Source organism: Chryseobacterium lineare (genome assembly GCF_977014045.1).
In genome coordinates this window covers 3,424,234-3,437,870 of record NZ_CDRNIQ010000001.1, presented here as the reverse complement: position 1 = coordinate 3,437,870, position 13,637 = coordinate 3,424,234, and the positions used below count along the sequence as shown (strand labels likewise).

The 13,637-nt window shown below is 35.6% G+C and carries 14 protein-coding genes and 1 pseudogene; 14 read left to right on the top strand and 1 reads right to left on the bottom strand.

Annotation, left to right across the window (positions count from 1 at the left end):
* The first annotated feature begins 5 nt into the window (after positions 1–5).
* The 13 genes and pseudogenes from ACWNCI_RS15440 to ypfJ all read left to right on the top strand — a co-directional run bounded on the left by ACWNCI_RS15440 (position 6) and on the right by ypfJ (position 12,222).
* Positions 6–1,337, top strand: coding sequence for a quinol:cytochrome C oxidoreductase (locus tag ACWNCI_RS15440; RefSeq protein ID WP_346983510.1), 1,332 nt, complete (start codon positions 6–8; stop codon positions 1,335–1,337).
* 158 nt (positions 1,338–1,495) lie between these two features.
* Positions 1,496–2,497: a hypothetical protein gene (locus ACWNCI_RS15435; protein ID WP_449388985.1), complete on the top strand. Its 1,002-nt coding sequence runs from the start codon at positions 1,496–1,498 to the stop codon at positions 2,495–2,497.
* Positions 2,498–2,721: 224 nt separating this feature from the next.
* The gene (locus ACWNCI_RS15430) at positions 2,722–3,738 is read left to right on the top strand and encodes a hypothetical protein (RefSeq protein ID WP_449388984.1); all 1,017 of its coding nucleotides are present in this window, start codon (positions 2,722–2,724) and stop codon (positions 3,736–3,738) included.
* A 224-nt stretch (positions 3,739–3,962) separates the two neighbouring features.
* The gene (locus ACWNCI_RS15425) at positions 3,963–4,784 is read left to right on the top strand and encodes a hypothetical protein (RefSeq protein WP_449388983.1); all 822 of its coding nucleotides are present in this window, start codon (positions 3,963–3,965) and stop codon (positions 4,782–4,784) included.
* A 25-nt stretch (positions 4,785–4,809) separates the two neighbouring features.
* Positions 4,810–5,166, top strand: a complete 357-nt coding sequence (locus ACWNCI_RS15420; protein WP_449388982.1) for a hypothetical protein — start codon at positions 4,810–4,812, stop codon at positions 5,164–5,166.
* 15 nt (positions 5,167–5,181) lie between these two features.
* A pseudogene (locus ACWNCI_RS15415) lies at positions 5,182–5,496 on the top strand (GLPGLI family protein); the annotation flags it as partial.
* Between the two features lie 42 nt (positions 5,497–5,538).
* Entirely contained in the window at positions 5,539–5,679 is a 141-nt protein-coding gene (locus tag ACWNCI_RS15410; RefSeq protein WP_449388981.1) for a hypothetical protein, read from the top strand.
* A gap of 200 nt (positions 5,680–5,879) precedes the next feature.
* Complete coding sequence (locus tag ACWNCI_RS15405; protein WP_449388980.1) at positions 5,880–7,064, top strand: hypothetical protein; 1,185 nt, start codon at positions 5,880–5,882, stop codon at positions 7,062–7,064.
* Positions 7,065–7,604 (top strand): adenine phosphoribosyltransferase, encoded by a 540-nt coding sequence (locus tag ACWNCI_RS15400; protein WP_449388979.1) that lies wholly within the window; start codon positions 7,065–7,067, stop codon positions 7,602–7,604.
* Positions 7,605–7,762: 158 nt separating this feature from the next.
* Positions 7,763–8,470 (top strand): tetratricopeptide repeat protein, encoded by a 708-nt coding sequence (locus ACWNCI_RS15395; protein ID WP_449388978.1) that lies wholly within the window; start codon positions 7,763–7,765, stop codon positions 8,468–8,470.
* A 3-nt stretch (positions 8,471–8,473) separates the two neighbouring features.
* Positions 8,474–8,992, top strand: coding sequence for a 6,7-dimethyl-8-ribityllumazine synthase (ribH, locus tag ACWNCI_RS15390; RefSeq protein ID WP_449388977.1), 519 nt, complete (start codon positions 8,474–8,476; stop codon positions 8,990–8,992).
* 217 nt (positions 8,993–9,209) lie between these two features.
* Positions 9,210–11,294 carry an LTA synthase family protein gene (locus ACWNCI_RS15385; RefSeq protein ID WP_449388976.1) on the top strand — a complete coding sequence of 695 codons (2,085 nt, stop codon included), beginning with the start codon at positions 9,210–9,212 and terminating at the stop codon, positions 11,292–11,294.
* 76 nt (positions 11,295–11,370) lie between these two features.
* Positions 11,371–12,222 (top strand): KPN_02809 family neutral zinc metallopeptidase, encoded by an 852-nt coding sequence (gene ypfJ / locus ACWNCI_RS15380; protein ID WP_449388975.1) that lies wholly within the window; start codon positions 11,371–11,373, stop codon positions 12,220–12,222.
* A 45-nt stretch (positions 12,223–12,267) separates the two neighbouring features.
* Here ypfJ and ACWNCI_RS15375 read toward each other — a convergent pair whose 3' ends face one another.
* On the bottom strand, positions 12,268–13,089 hold the full coding sequence (locus tag ACWNCI_RS15375) for a GLPGLI family protein (RefSeq protein WP_449388974.1): 822 nt from the start codon (positions 13,087–13,089) through the stop codon (positions 12,268–12,270).
* Between the two features lie 144 nt (positions 13,090–13,233).
* Between ACWNCI_RS15375 and ACWNCI_RS15370 the strand changes: the two genes are divergently transcribed.
* Entirely contained in the window at positions 13,234–13,563 is a 330-nt protein-coding gene (locus ACWNCI_RS15370; RefSeq protein WP_346983517.1) for a HesB/IscA family protein, read from the top strand.
* Positions 13,564–13,637: the final 74 nt, after the last annotated feature.

Genomic DNA, 13,637 nt, shown 5'->3' with positions numbered 1-13,637 from the left:
AAGAAATGTATAGTTTTTCACCAAAATTAAAATCAACTTCTATAATCCTTCTTGTTGTAGGTTTAGTTCTGTTTGGTATCGGTTTCTTCTTGAATAAAGGGATTTCTACTGAAAAAATAGAACAAATGATGGAAGCTGTTCACGCTTCTGGTCATACTGCTCCTACACATTCCAGTGAAATGGTAGGACCTCAGGATCATGCGGCTCATTTAGAGCATGCTACCCTTCAGGTACACAACCAGCCTTTAGCGGCAATACATTTTATCGCTGTATTTTTCTTCGGAGTAAGCTGCTGCGTATTATTTTTCTATTCTATTCAGCACGCTGCACACGCAGGATGGCCGATCATTATTACAAGAGTAATGGAAGCAATTGCTTCTTATATTCCTTATGGTGGTGCTATTTTGATCATTCTGATGATCTTAAACATTACCCACCAAGGTCACCTTTTCCATTGGATGGATCCGGATCTTACAGATCCTAACTCGGCTCATTTCGATGTGATCTTATTCGAAAAGAGAATCTTCTTAAACATACCTTTCTATGCAGTAAGAACTTTAATCTATGTATTAGGTGCTTCTTTCTTCGCATGGAAACTGAAAGCTCAGTCTAAAAAAGTTGACGAAACCAAATCCAAAGTAGATTATCAAATGCTTTACAGATGGGCAGTAGGATATATTGCATTCTTCGGATTTGCTTCTGCGGCTTGGGCTTGGGACTGGTTGATGTCTATTGACCCTCACTGGTATTCTACCATGTATATCTGGTATTCAATGGTGAGCTGTCTTTCAAGTGGTATTGCAGTAATCATTCTTTTAAGTGTTTATTTAAAGAAAAATGGATTCCTTCCACAATTTAATGATAATCACTTACATGATTTAGGAGTATTCCTTTTTGCAACAAGTATGCTTTGGACATACACATGGTTTGCGCAGTTCATGTTGTACTGGTATGCGAACATTCCGGAAGAGGTTAACTATTTCTTCGGAAGATTCCAGCACTACTCTCCTACTTTCTTGCCAATGCTGATTGTAAACTTCTTATTACCACTATTGGTATTAGTGAGTAGCAGCATCAAGAGAAACTACAAAGTGGTTACAACAATGGCAATCGTTGTTATATGTGGTCACATTTTAGATTACTTCAACATGGTAATGCCGGGAACGGTAGGACCATACTGGAAAACTCCTGAAGTATTCATCCTGATCTTAGGAGCTCTTCTGTTCGTAGTTGGATTATTTATGTTTACCGTGCTTTCAGCATTATCTAAACTTAAACTTATCCCTACAGGAAACCCTTACTTACACGAATCTGAAATTTATGAATATCCTTTCTAAGGAATTTATAACAAGATAAAAACGAAAAAGACTGATTGTAACGATCAGTCTTTTTTTGTGAAATAATTGAAGAAATTTTAAAACTTCGTGTAACCTTTTTTAATTTTTGTTGTCTTATAATTAAAGAAGATTCATTTAATCATTTAATAGAAAAAATCATGAAAAAAAGTCTCCTATTATTATTTTTGATATTCGTACTAAATCTATTCAATGCACAAACTATTACATTTATTTCTGAAAAAACCAATAAACCGTTACCAAAGGTTACCGTTTTTTCAAAAGACGGGAGCATTGTGGCATTTTCGGATATTGACGGTAAAATCGACAAACAATTGTTGAAGCCCGATCAGGAAAAATTCCAGCTGGTGTATGATAATATTTCAGTAGCAACATTGTCTTATTCAGATTTTAATCAGGATGTTATTAAAATTAACGATCGTATAAAAGACATCGAAGCGGTCGTCATTAGAAATGAGAAGCCGGCAAAATATATTCTTATCAAGGGAAATTTCAATGCCTACGTAACTGTCAACAATAAACTCAAATCTTATGCTGACGGAATTGTAACCTATATCTTCGACAATAAAACAAAAAAATTGAAAAGTATTAATGTGGAGCAATATAGAATCTTCACATTGCAGACTGAAATAAATGGAGCTTTCTTATCTTACACAGCAGGATTAGAGATACCAAGACTTAAATATTTAGGAAACCCAGAGGAATATAAAACCGGAAAAAATAATATTAAAGAATTAAAGGGAGACAAGAGTGATCAAATTGAAATCATAGATAGAATCGGCTCGGAAAAAGGATCTTCACTTTTAGGAATAACAATCTATGATTACAGAAAAATTATAAACATATCTTTTGAAAAAGAATCAGAAAAAACGCTTAGAGACTTTCTGGAATATAGTGATCTACGCTACTCAAAAATTAAATATAAAGAAAAACCAGACCCTAATGAATTAGCTTTATACAATAATTTTTATGTGACAGAATATAGTTTTGGTAATGATAATGATATTAAAAAAGTAAGATTCAACAAAAGCAACAGTAATTACCAGACTTCTTACTGGGAAGACCCTTCCTTTCCAAATATGCAGAAGATCTTCAGCTCGTTTTTCAAAGATGATTTAAAGGAAAAACCAAATGAAAAATAAAGCGGTCCCATATTTTGTTAAACGGAGATATATGCTGTCGGAGACTTCTCTGGAACAGATGAAATTCACAGACATTTTCATAGAATATTTGTACAACAACAGAGAAAGACTGATGGCAATCATTGGTATTTTTATTCCCAATAAAATATTTAGTGTTTGGAAACCTTTTTGCTTTTTAGGTTGTCTTATAAACACAATAAATTCAATTTAAATTTAATAAAACCATGAAGAAAAGTTTCCTATTATTATTTTTGATGTTCGCATTTCATTTTTTAAATGCACAAAATATTACATTTATTTCAGAAAAAACAAATAAGCCACTACCGAAAGTTTCAGTTTTTGCAAAAGACGGAAGCATTGTGGCATTTTCGGATATTGACGGTAAAATCGACAAACAATTGTTGAAGCCCGATCAGGAAAAATTCCAGCTGGTGTATGATAATATTTCAGTAGCAACGTTGTCTTATTCAGATTTTAATCAGGATGTTATTAAAATTGATGATCGTATAAAAGACATCGAAGCAGTTGTCATTAAAAATGAAAAACCTGCAAAATATGTTTTTGTAAAAGGAAACTTCAACACTTATGTCACACTTAACAACAAACTGAATTGCTACGCCGACGGGATTGTGACATATGTTTTCGACAACAAAACAAAAAAACTAAAAGGTACACAGATCGAACAATACCGGATCTTCAGACTTGAAAACGCAGAGATGGACAGGAAAAAGCTGTCTTCCTGGGATTATGGTATGTTTTTAAGAGTTCCTAAACTTAAAAATGTCGGAAATGTCGATGAATACAGAAAAGCTAAAAACACAGTTTTCAAAGAACTAAAAGGCACAAACAAAGATGAAATCGAAATTACCGGCGAAGCCCTTCAGGAAAAAGAATTTGCATTTTTCGGCTACCGTTTTTTTGATTCCAGATCGATTCTCAATATTGCCTACACTCAAAATTCCCAAAAGCAACTGAGAGACCTGGTAGAATACAATGAAATTGCTTTCTTAAAAATGAAACACAAAAGCGAGCCTGATTATAACTCCATTGCCTCCTATATCAACTTTTATCCTACAGAAGTGGACTTTGGTAATGAAAATGAGAAGGATAAGGAAAAACTTGATATCAAGACCAGCCATTACACCTCAAAATATTGGGAAGACCCTTCCTTCCCAAATATGCAATCAGTTTTCAGTTCATTCTTTAAAGACGATTTAAAAGAAAAGCCCAACGAAAAATAATGGACACGCCCTTTTTAGCATTTAAGTCTGAAAAAGACACTTTGGAAACGTTTTGAAAACTATAGACATTTTTCATAGAATATTTTGCAGATTAACAGAAAAGGCTGATGCCAGCAATCAGTCTTTTATATTTATGATAAAAATACTCCCAGTCTGAAACCTTTTTGCCGTTTAGGTTGTCTTACAAATAGCAGGATGAATTAATCACTAATAAATAATATACTATGAAAAAGAGTACATTGTTATTCTTAATGATCACATTGTACAGTCTGATCAACGCACAGGGCATCACTTCAGCATCTGAAAAAACGAGTAAGCCGCAGCCAGAAGTTACTGCAAAGTACCTCTATGTAAAAGGCAACTTTAATACGTATGCAACCCTCAACAACACCATCAACGGATATGCTGACGGAATCTTAACATACATTTTTGACGGTAAAACAAAAAAATTGAAAACAACCCGCATTGAGCAGTACCGGATTTTCAGATTGCCTGAAGCAGAATGGGACCTACAAAAATTATCTTCCTGGGATTACGCCATGTTTATGCATGTTCCGCAAATGAAATGGGTAGGAAATACCAAATCATACAAAAAAAACAAAAACATGATTTTCCATAATATGGAAGGCGGACAAATAGATAAAATTGAAATCAAAGAAGAACGCCTTCAGGAAAAGGAATTCGCCATGCTCGGGTTCCACTTTTCTGATGTAAAAAACAGTAGCCATATCGCCTACACCCGGAATTCCCGGAAACTCCCGGAAGACCTTCTGGAATACAGGGAATTTTCATCGATGAAACTGAAATACAAAAACGAACCGATGTACAACGTTATTAACGTCTACACTAATTTTTATCCGACAGCAATTGCTTCCGGCGGCAATAAAGATGATTATAAAGTGAAGTTTGATCTTAAAAAAAGCCATTACACTTCAAAATATTGGGAAAATCCTAATTTTCCGGATATGCAGAATGTCATTAATCCTTTCTTAAAAGGAACCCTGAAAGAGAAACAAAATATAAATTCAATTGATATCAAAAATTAAATGTAACACTGTAAAAACTTCTGTTATGAAAAAAGTATTTCAGATTATTCTAACCACAACAATTATTTTGCTCAATGCACAAAATACAGCAAACCGGTTTTTCTATGAACTGACCTATAAACCTAACAAGGATTCTTCAAAACTGGAAAAAGAAATGATGGTTTTGGATATTGATCAGAACAAATCCCTTTATCAATCTTATACAAAAATTCAGATGGATTCGATAGCAAGTATAATAATAAAAGAAGCTTCAAATACGAGATTCCCGGATTTCAAGAGAATCGGCAATAGACGTGCCAGGTTTACGCATCAGATTTCAAAAACTTACCCGATCCGTGAGGTACTATACAAGGATCGCATTTCTATGGATTATTATTCCTAACGTGAAAATCCGGAGCTGGTCTGGAAAATTTCAGATGAAAAACAGCAGATCGGAACCTATAATGCCCAGAAAGCAATTGCCGATTTTGGCGGAAGAAAGTGGATCGCCTGGTTTACCACAGAAATCCCTTTCCCGGACGGACCTTATAAATTTTATGGACTGCCAGGATTAATTGTAAAAGTTGGCGATGAAGCGGGGAATTATTCCTGGGAACTGAAAGGCAACAGAAAAACAGATAATATCGCAGAAGTCTCGTCCGTTGAAGGATTACTGAGTAAGACAGGACTATTTGTTTCCAAAGAAATCACAAAAGAAAAATTTACAGAAAAATACGAACAATATAAAAATGATCCTCTTGCAGGATTGAAACAGATGTTGGGCCAGCTGCCATCAGATCCCAAATTATCCGATGAATCTTCAATATCGAAAGAAATGCGTGAGGCAGAAAAACAAATGAAAGAAAGCCTTGCAAAAAACAACAACAGCATAGAACTGTTGGCTAAAAAGAAATAAAAATATCTGCTAGAGGGCTTTATAACGAAAAACAATATTTAAGACTGATGATTAAATCAGTCTTTTTTGATAGGAGTGATCTTAAGTCTCATTATGATTTCAAAATAATTTATTGAGACAGATATCCCTGATAACAAAAACAAAAATAAAATCCTCTATTAATAAACGTTTTACTAAATTTGTGACAAACGGAAAAAAAAATGAAAAAGTTGTCTTTTCTACTAATTTTCAGCTTGTTGCTTTTTACAGCTTGCAAGAAAGATCATGTAGATGCTACCAATACTAAAACGTTACAGTCGAGTATCAATGATATGGCGGCTAGTCTGCCAACCATTAAACAGATAAAATTTAATGAAGCACTCTATATTTTAAAAACTTTCGGGGTGGAAGCAGATGGTGATGTTGCAGAACTAAAAGCACTCGGACAGCTGATCAACGGAAAAAAGGTTCCTGAAATTATGGCAATGGCCGATGAAGTAGCACAGAAAAACGGCATAGAATGGGCCAGTACAGCACCGCCTTCTTTAGGTGAAATGAATATTTTTGGAGACGAAGAAGCAAAAGAAAGTGATTCGAACGACGTGAAAGCAAGCTCACTGACTATAAATACCACGCCTACTGGAGACGATGGAACAGGTGCCCCAACCGCCATACAGATTGTTCCGCGACTTGTTGACAATACAGGAAAACCTGTTGCATTTACAGGTGCAGGACTGGAAGCTACTCTCGAAGTTTTCAGTAATGGTGTAAAACTTTCTACCGCAAAAAATTTGATGCAGGATAATAATTTTAGAGGGTTTAATTTAAAATTCTCTTCAATTCCGGCAGCCAAAGTAGTTGATAATAAAATCGACATCACTGTTTCTGTAAAAACAACAACAAAAACATTTAAAATGACAAAAATTGGGTTAGATGTAAACCCATTATTATTGAAAGTACCTGCTGCTCCTGTCGTAGATTCTACAGCTGTAAATCAGGATCCTGCAGTGATCGACCCTAATAATCCAACAGCGACAGTTCCTTCTGCAGATCCAAATGCCGCACCGGCAACTCCAAAACAGCCGGCCGCAGATCCTAAAACTGTGGTATCAGGATTTTTAAATAATGTAAGTTCTCAAAACCTGAAAGCAGCTTACGGTGCCGCCAGCAATCCTAACTGGGGGAGCTACGAGTCATTCGCCAATCCTACTTCAGGATTCGGCTCGGTGAAGAATGTTAGCGTTAAAAATATCGCCACCAATCTCTCAAACACCAATGTAGCAAGTGTAAATGCTACTTATGATGTAACGGATAAAAGCGGAAGAACAACTTCATTAAAAGTTACTTTTGGCTTGAAAAATGTAAATGGAGAATGGAAAATTTCCAGCTATAAAATCAATCCTTAAATGACAGATTCAAAAGAATTAATCACAAGACTGCAGGAAACAATAGAAAACATTCCTGATTTTCCGATTCCGGGAATTCAGTTTAAAGATATTTCGCCGATCTTTTTAGATCCGAAATTATATGAAGATGTGATTGCAGATCTCGTGGCATTCAGCAAAGGAAAGGTTGATGCTGTTTGCGGAATTGAAAGCCGGGGTTATCTTTTCGGGATTGCTATTGCGGTTGCATTGGAAGTTCCTTTTGTCCTAATTAGAAAATCAGGAAAGCTGCCACCGCCGGTCATCTCAGAAAAATACGATCTTGAATACGGAAGCGCAGTAATCGAAACCCGCGAAGGGCAGATAAAACCTGGACAGAGAGTCCTCATCCACGACGACCTTCTTGCAACGGGAGGAACAACAGAAGCAGCGGCAAAATTGGTTGAAAAACAAGGAGCGACCGTTGCACAATTCAGTTTCCTGATCGGCCTAAAAGGATTAAACGGAGAAGAAAAACTCAAGAAATTCAATGCAGAAGTCTATCATATTTTAGAATATTAAACTTTAATAGATGCTGAGCCTGAAGCATTTTTTTTATAAATTCACGCTTAACAATTCACAATTCACTTTATTTGTTTAAATAAAATCAATAATACTCACAAAGTATTTTGTAAATCATTCAGAAACAATTAAATTTGCATTTCAATTTTTAACAATTTATGGCAAAACTTACAAAGAATGCTCAGCATGAGCAAGAAGGTAAAGAAACAGTGGAGTTTTTTAAAGACCTTGACAGAGAAGCTTTAAATACCGAAAGATTTATTGAAAGATATTCAAAACCTTTGGGTATTGTTTTCGGGGTGCTGGTTTTAGGTGTTCTGGGGTTCTTCGCTTACAAACAGTTTGTTGTCGCTCCTAAAAATGCTGAAGCTGTAAAAAGTTTCCTTGCTGCTCAGAAGAACCTTACTGAAGGTAAAGATAAAGAAGCGTTAGGAGGAAAATCTGCTGCAAACCCCGGTTTTTTGGGAACTTATAATGAGTATTCCGCGACAAACATCGGTAAACTTTCTGCTTATAATGCCGGAATTTTAAAGTTTAAAGAAGGAAAATTCCAGGAAGCATACGATCTTCTTGACAAGTTTTCATCTGACAATAAAACTTTAGTGGCCATGAAATATGGTGCTATGGCAGATGCACAGTCTGGGCTTAACAAAAATGACGATGCATTACAATTGTTAGATAAAGCAGCTTCTGCTTCTGAAGATCCTTACACAACGTATTATTTCACAAGAAAAGCAGGTATTTTGGCATTAGGCCTTAACAAAAAAGCAGATGCTAAAAAATATTTTGCTACTATTGATGAAAAATACCAGGATTATGACAACGGAATGTCTGATTCTTATATTGAAATGACTAAATATTACTAAACAATGGCAACAGTTAATCTTTCTGATTACAAGCCACTTAATATAACCAATGCCGATGAATTTTCTATCGGCATTGTTTTTTCTGAGTGGAATGACTTTGTAACCTATAATCTTCGTGATGCAGCGCTGGAAATCCTTCAAAAAGAAGGAGTAAAACCTGAAAATATCAACCTTTTTCCTGTTCCTGGGGCTTTTGAACTCAACTATGCAAGTATGCAGCTTTGCAAAGAACGAAAATATGATGCAGTAATTTCTATCGGGTGTGTAATTCGTGGTGAAACCCCTCACTTTGACTATGTTTGCTCGGCAGTCGCTCAGGGAATAAAAGATTGTAATATTTTAACAGATACTCCTACTATTTTCTGTGTGCTTACAGATGACACAAAGGAACAGTCAATGGCGAGAAGCGGCGGAGATCTTGGGAACAAAGGCGTGGAAGCAGCAGTTACAGCATTAAGAATGATCGATTTCAAAAAGAATTTATCCGTTAAAAAGGGTAATATCGGTTTTGGACATTCATAATTTAGATATAACAATTTTAGATATTTGAGGATCGACAAAACGGTCCTCTTTTTTTATAAATATCGCAAAACAGCACTGCTATTGTTTTTCTTTACTATTAAATTTTTAATTTTATTTTAAATAATTATAAATTTCCTAAGTATTTTTAAATTTTAAGATTTTATAATAAATAAATAGTATCAATTGCTAAATTTGCAGGAATTAACATTTAGTTCATATGTTCCTTCAAAAAATAAAGCCCTTTCTCTATTTAGGCATTTTCTACCTGACTATATCATTGGTATTGAGAATGATATTTATTTTCCATCCTATTACCACGGCAGATTTCAGTTTTTTCGAAGTCGTTAAAATTTTACTGATGGGCGTAGTAAATGATTCTTTGGTTTTTGTATTAACCTGCCCTTTTCTGGCTTTGTATTTTCTTTTTTTGTCAGATTCAAAATACCAAAAGCCTTATGGGTACATTATCCTGGGGCTATTATTGCTTTTCTTTCTGTATATTCTTCTTATTCCGAATAATATTTTTAAACAATACGGAGGTTCTGTTGCAGAAATTGCTTTGACATTCATAGGAATCAAGATTATTTTCTTTAGCTTAATGTTGTTTCTTCCAGAAAAACGTATCAAAATCAGGAGTATCTTGTACTTTATTACTATTTTCCTGTATGTGATGCTTATTATATTTAATGCAGTAAGCGAATATTTTTTCTATAATGAATTCGGACTCAGATATAATTTCATAGCGGTAGATTATCTGATTTATACCAATGAGGTCATCGGGAATATCATGGAAAGTTATCCGGTCGTTCCCTTATTTCTGGGTATTTTCGCTGTTGCTGCACTATTTACAGTTTATATTTATAGAAAAACGAAGGCGGAACTTTTGGATCTTCCAAACCTGAAGCAAAAATTAATTTTGCTGATCTCTTTTTGCGTATTGGTAGCCGTAAGCCTTATTGGCTTAAACTTCACGACAAAACTTAAATCTGAAAATGTTTTTGAGGAAGAAATTCAGGCCAACGGATTGCCTAAATTTTATTGGGCATTTACCCACAACGAGCTAGATTATTTTCAGTTTTATCCTGTAATGAATCAGCAACAGGCAGACAATACATTTCTGAGCCAATATTCTCCACCGGTTTTAAATAGAAATATTGAGTCCGGCAAACCCGAATTAAAGAAAAATGTTGTTCTAATTTCTATCGAAAGTCTGTCGGCAGATTTTATGGAACACTACGGAAATACGCAGAAGATCACCCCTTTTCTGGACAGCCTTGCTGATCGTTCTCTACTATTCACCAATCTTTATGCTACCGGAAACAGAACCGTTCGCGGACTTGAGGCACTTACACTTTGTATTCCTCCAACCGCCGGTGAAAGCATTATTAAAAGGGAAAATAATAAGAATAAATTTACAACCGGAAGTGTCTTTAAATCCAAGGGGTATGACGTAAAATTCCTGTATGGCGGCTACAGTTACTTTGACAATATGAAGGATTTCTACGAAGGAAATGGCTACGGCATCGTTGACAGAAACAATTTCAAACCTGAGGAGATTACGTTTGCCAACGTCTGGGGTGTTGCGGATGAGGATATGGCGAAAAAAGCTATTCAGACGATGAATGCTGAAGCAAAATCCGGCAAACCATTTTTCAATCACTGGATGACAGTTTCCAATCACAGACCGTTTACCTATCCAAATGGAAAAATAGATATTCCCGGAGATGCAAAATCCCGTGAAGGTGGCGTGAAGTACACCGATTATTCTTTAAGAAAATTCTTCGAAATGGCTAAAAAACAATCATGGTATGCCAACACAGTTTTTGTTATTATTGCCGATCATTGTGCTTCAAGTGCCGGAGATATGGAACTTCCGATGGATAAATACAGAATTCCTGCAATGATCTTTTCGGAAGAATTCATTGAGCCACAAAAATTCACGCAGACCATGTCACAGATTGATGTGATGCCTACTCTTTTTGGATTGCTTAATTTTAATTACCATTCTAAATTTTTAGGACAGGATGTTTTCACCAAAGAATTTCAGCCGAAAGCTTATGTTGCTACTTATCAGGACCTTGGATTTATTAAAGATAATTATTTAACCATCATTTCTCCATTAAAGAAAATCAAACAATATACTTTGCAACAGCAAAAAAATAATCTAAGCCCTGAATTCAATATTTATTATGATGAAAATTATCTGAAGCCCGATTCTCAGAATAAAAAGCTTATTGAACAAACCATTGCGGCTTATCAGTCTACATCATACTGGCTGAAGAAAAATAAACTTAACCGCTAATTTCTAAAAATATTACTCCATCCATAGAAAATACATTTTAAATTTCTAAATTTATATATCACAAAATAATAAAACTATGAGATGGACTGACGACAGGGGCGGCAACGTAGAAGACAGGCGGGGACTAGGCGGGGGAGCCGTTGTAGGAGGCGGACTGGGAACGCTGATTATTGCTGCTATTATTTTTTTCCTCGGAGGAGATCCTTCTTCCATACTTTCTTCAGGAAGTGGATCAGGATCGGCACAAACTGAACAGAGAGAGCTATCACCCGAAGAAGTGAAAATCGGAGAAATGGTAGATATGATGGGAAAATGGAATACCATTACCTGGGAAGAGGTTTTTAAAGAAAACGGAATGACCTACGATCCTCCCAAAATTGTACTTTTTGAAGACACAACCCAATCAGCATGCGGAACAGCACAAGCCGCTATGGGACCATTTTATTGCCCTGCAGATCAATCAGTTTATATGGACATGAGCTTTTTCAATGAACTTCAGAAAAGATTCGGGGCCAAGGTAACAGAATTTACTGTTGCATACGTTCTCGCTCACGAGGTAGGACACCATGTTCAAACTCTTTTAGGTACAACGCAAAAAGTAGATGAAATGAGAAGAAGCGGAAAATACAGCGAAACAGAAATGAACAAAGTTTCCGTAGCTACAGAATTGCAGGCGGATTTTTACGCCGGACTTTGGGCTAGAAGAACAGATGCTGAAAAACATATTTTAGAACCCGGAGATATTCAGTCTGCCATTGATGCGGCCGAAGCTGTAGGAGATGATAATATCCAGAGAAGATCTCAGGGATATGTAAATCAGGAAAGCTTTACGCACGGATCTTCCGCACAGCGTAAAGAATGGTTCATGAAAGGTTATAATACCGGAGATATCAGGCAGGGCGATACATTCGACCAGCTACTTAAATAATGACAAAATAAAAACCTGAAGATTATAATTCTTCAGGTTTTTATTTTATTGCAGTTCAATAGGATTGCTATTCTTTTTTGCTTCTTCCTTGATTCTGTCTTCCATCCTTTTTCTCATATCAGCAGGATTTGAGTTTCCACCCATTCTCATTGGTGGTGTAGGCCCGCCGCCCTGAGACATAAAAGCCACAGGATCTTCCATAAATTTCTTCTGTTGTTTTACGTAGTCGGCTCTTTTTACCTTAATGGTATTTCCGAATTGATTCAATGTCGGGAAATCAGCAATTTTATAATTTTTCATCAGGTCAAAAGAATATTCTCCTTTGTCATCTTCAGCTTTTACGATAAGCCCGGGAAGTCCTCCGAACTTGTACGGACCGTCCTGATAAGGTAAATCTGTGGTGAACCATGCCGTCCATTTCCTTCCTCCAAAATCAGTTTCGGCTTTCTGAACCTTGTATTCGCCTATTTTTGTGGTTTCGGGCAATATTTTCCAGTTTAACGACCTGTCTTCCTCATAAGTATAAACATCCCGGCCGATTCTGTCTTTGAAAATAGTCTTCTGATTTTTTTTATCTTTCTCTACAGAATAATTAATAATTGATCTCAGGTTTTCCATCTGATCTCTGTTAAATCCCCTTGCTCCTCCACTCTGCATGGCCGATTGGATTATAGAATCTCTTTTAATTCTGTTTTCAGAATAAAAAACCGACTTTTCGGGAGAAATATCCAGATATGCATTTTCTGTTTTGATATCATTTTTGTCGGATGCATCCGGTTTCATGGTTACCTGATACACAAATCGGTTGGTTTGTGCGAAAAAGGCCTGCATGAACAGCGTTAAAGCAATAATGCCTAGTTTTTTCATTGAGGTGAATTTATTATTTGGATTTTAAATCATTAGCAAAGTTAAAACTATCAATAATAAAAATCGATAAAATAAAATCGCTAATTTTTATATACTAATTATTGTTCGTATTTTCGCATTATTAAATCATTCTAAATAAATACAATGATAAAGGTATCAGATTACGCAAAGGAAAAAGCTATTCAGCTGATGACAGAAGATGGCTTTAACCCAGCTGAAGATTATATAAGAGTGGGAGTAAAAAGCGGAGGATGTTCTGGTTTGGAGTATGTTTTGAAGTTTGACAACCAAAAAACAGACGCAGACCAAATTTTTGAAGACAATAATATCAAAATTGTTGTTGATAAAAAATCAATCCTCTATCTGGCAGGAACAACTCTTGAATATTCAGGAGGCTTAAATGGAAAAGGATTTGTTTTTAACAATCCGAATGCATCCAGAACATGTGGATGTGGGGAAAGTTTTTCTTTATAATTAGAAATTAGAATCTAGAGGTTAGAAATTAGCGTATTGCAAAACTAACATCTAAAATCTAATATCTAAAATCT

Excerpts from the sequence above, each read along its gene's own strand:
- ypfJ (WP_449388975.1), top strand. The coding sequence starts at position 11,371 with ATGAGATGGACTGACGACAGGGGCGGCAACGTAGAAGACAGGCGGGGA.
- ACWNCI_RS15385 (WP_449388976.1), top strand. The coding sequence starts at position 9,210 with ATGTTCCTTCAAAAAATAAAGCCCTTTCTCTATTTAGGCATTTTCTAC.
- ACWNCI_RS15395 (WP_449388978.1), top strand. The coding sequence starts at position 7,763 with ATGGCAAAACTTACAAAGAATGCTCAGCATGAGCAAGAAGGTAAAGAA.
- ribH (WP_449388977.1), top strand. The coding sequence starts at position 8,474 with ATGGCAACAGTTAATCTTTCTGATTACAAGCCACTTAATATAACCAAT.
- ACWNCI_RS15375 (WP_449388974.1), bottom strand. The coding sequence starts at position 13,089 with ATGAAAAAACTAGGCATTATTGCTTTAACGCTGTTCATGCAGGCCTTT.
- ACWNCI_RS15410 (WP_449388981.1), top strand. The coding sequence starts at position 5,539 with ATGTTGGGCCAGCTGCCATCAGATCCCAAATTATCCGATGAATCTTCA.
- ACWNCI_RS15430 (WP_449388984.1), top strand. The coding sequence starts at position 2,722 with ATGAAGAAAAGTTTCCTATTATTATTTTTGATGTTCGCATTTCATTTT.
- ACWNCI_RS15440 (WP_346983510.1), top strand. The coding sequence starts at position 6 with ATGTATAGTTTTTCACCAAAATTAAAATCAACTTCTATAATCCTTCTT.
- ACWNCI_RS15400 (WP_449388979.1), top strand. The coding sequence starts at position 7,065 with ATGACAGATTCAAAAGAATTAATCACAAGACTGCAGGAAACAATAGAA.
- ACWNCI_RS15370 (WP_346983517.1), top strand. The coding sequence starts at position 13,234 with ATGATAAAGGTATCAGATTACGCAAAGGAAAAAGCTATTCAGCTGATG.
- ACWNCI_RS15435 (WP_449388985.1), top strand. The coding sequence starts at position 1,496 with ATGAAAAAAAGTCTCCTATTATTATTTTTGATATTCGTACTAAATCTA.
- ACWNCI_RS15405 (WP_449388980.1), top strand. The coding sequence starts at position 5,880 with ATGAAAAAGTTGTCTTTTCTACTAATTTTCAGCTTGTTGCTTTTTACA.
- ACWNCI_RS15425 (WP_449388983.1), top strand. The coding sequence starts at position 3,963 with ATGAAAAAGAGTACATTGTTATTCTTAATGATCACATTGTACAGTCTG.
- ACWNCI_RS15420 (WP_449388982.1), top strand. The coding sequence starts at position 4,810 with ATGAAAAAAGTATTTCAGATTATTCTAACCACAACAATTATTTTGCTC.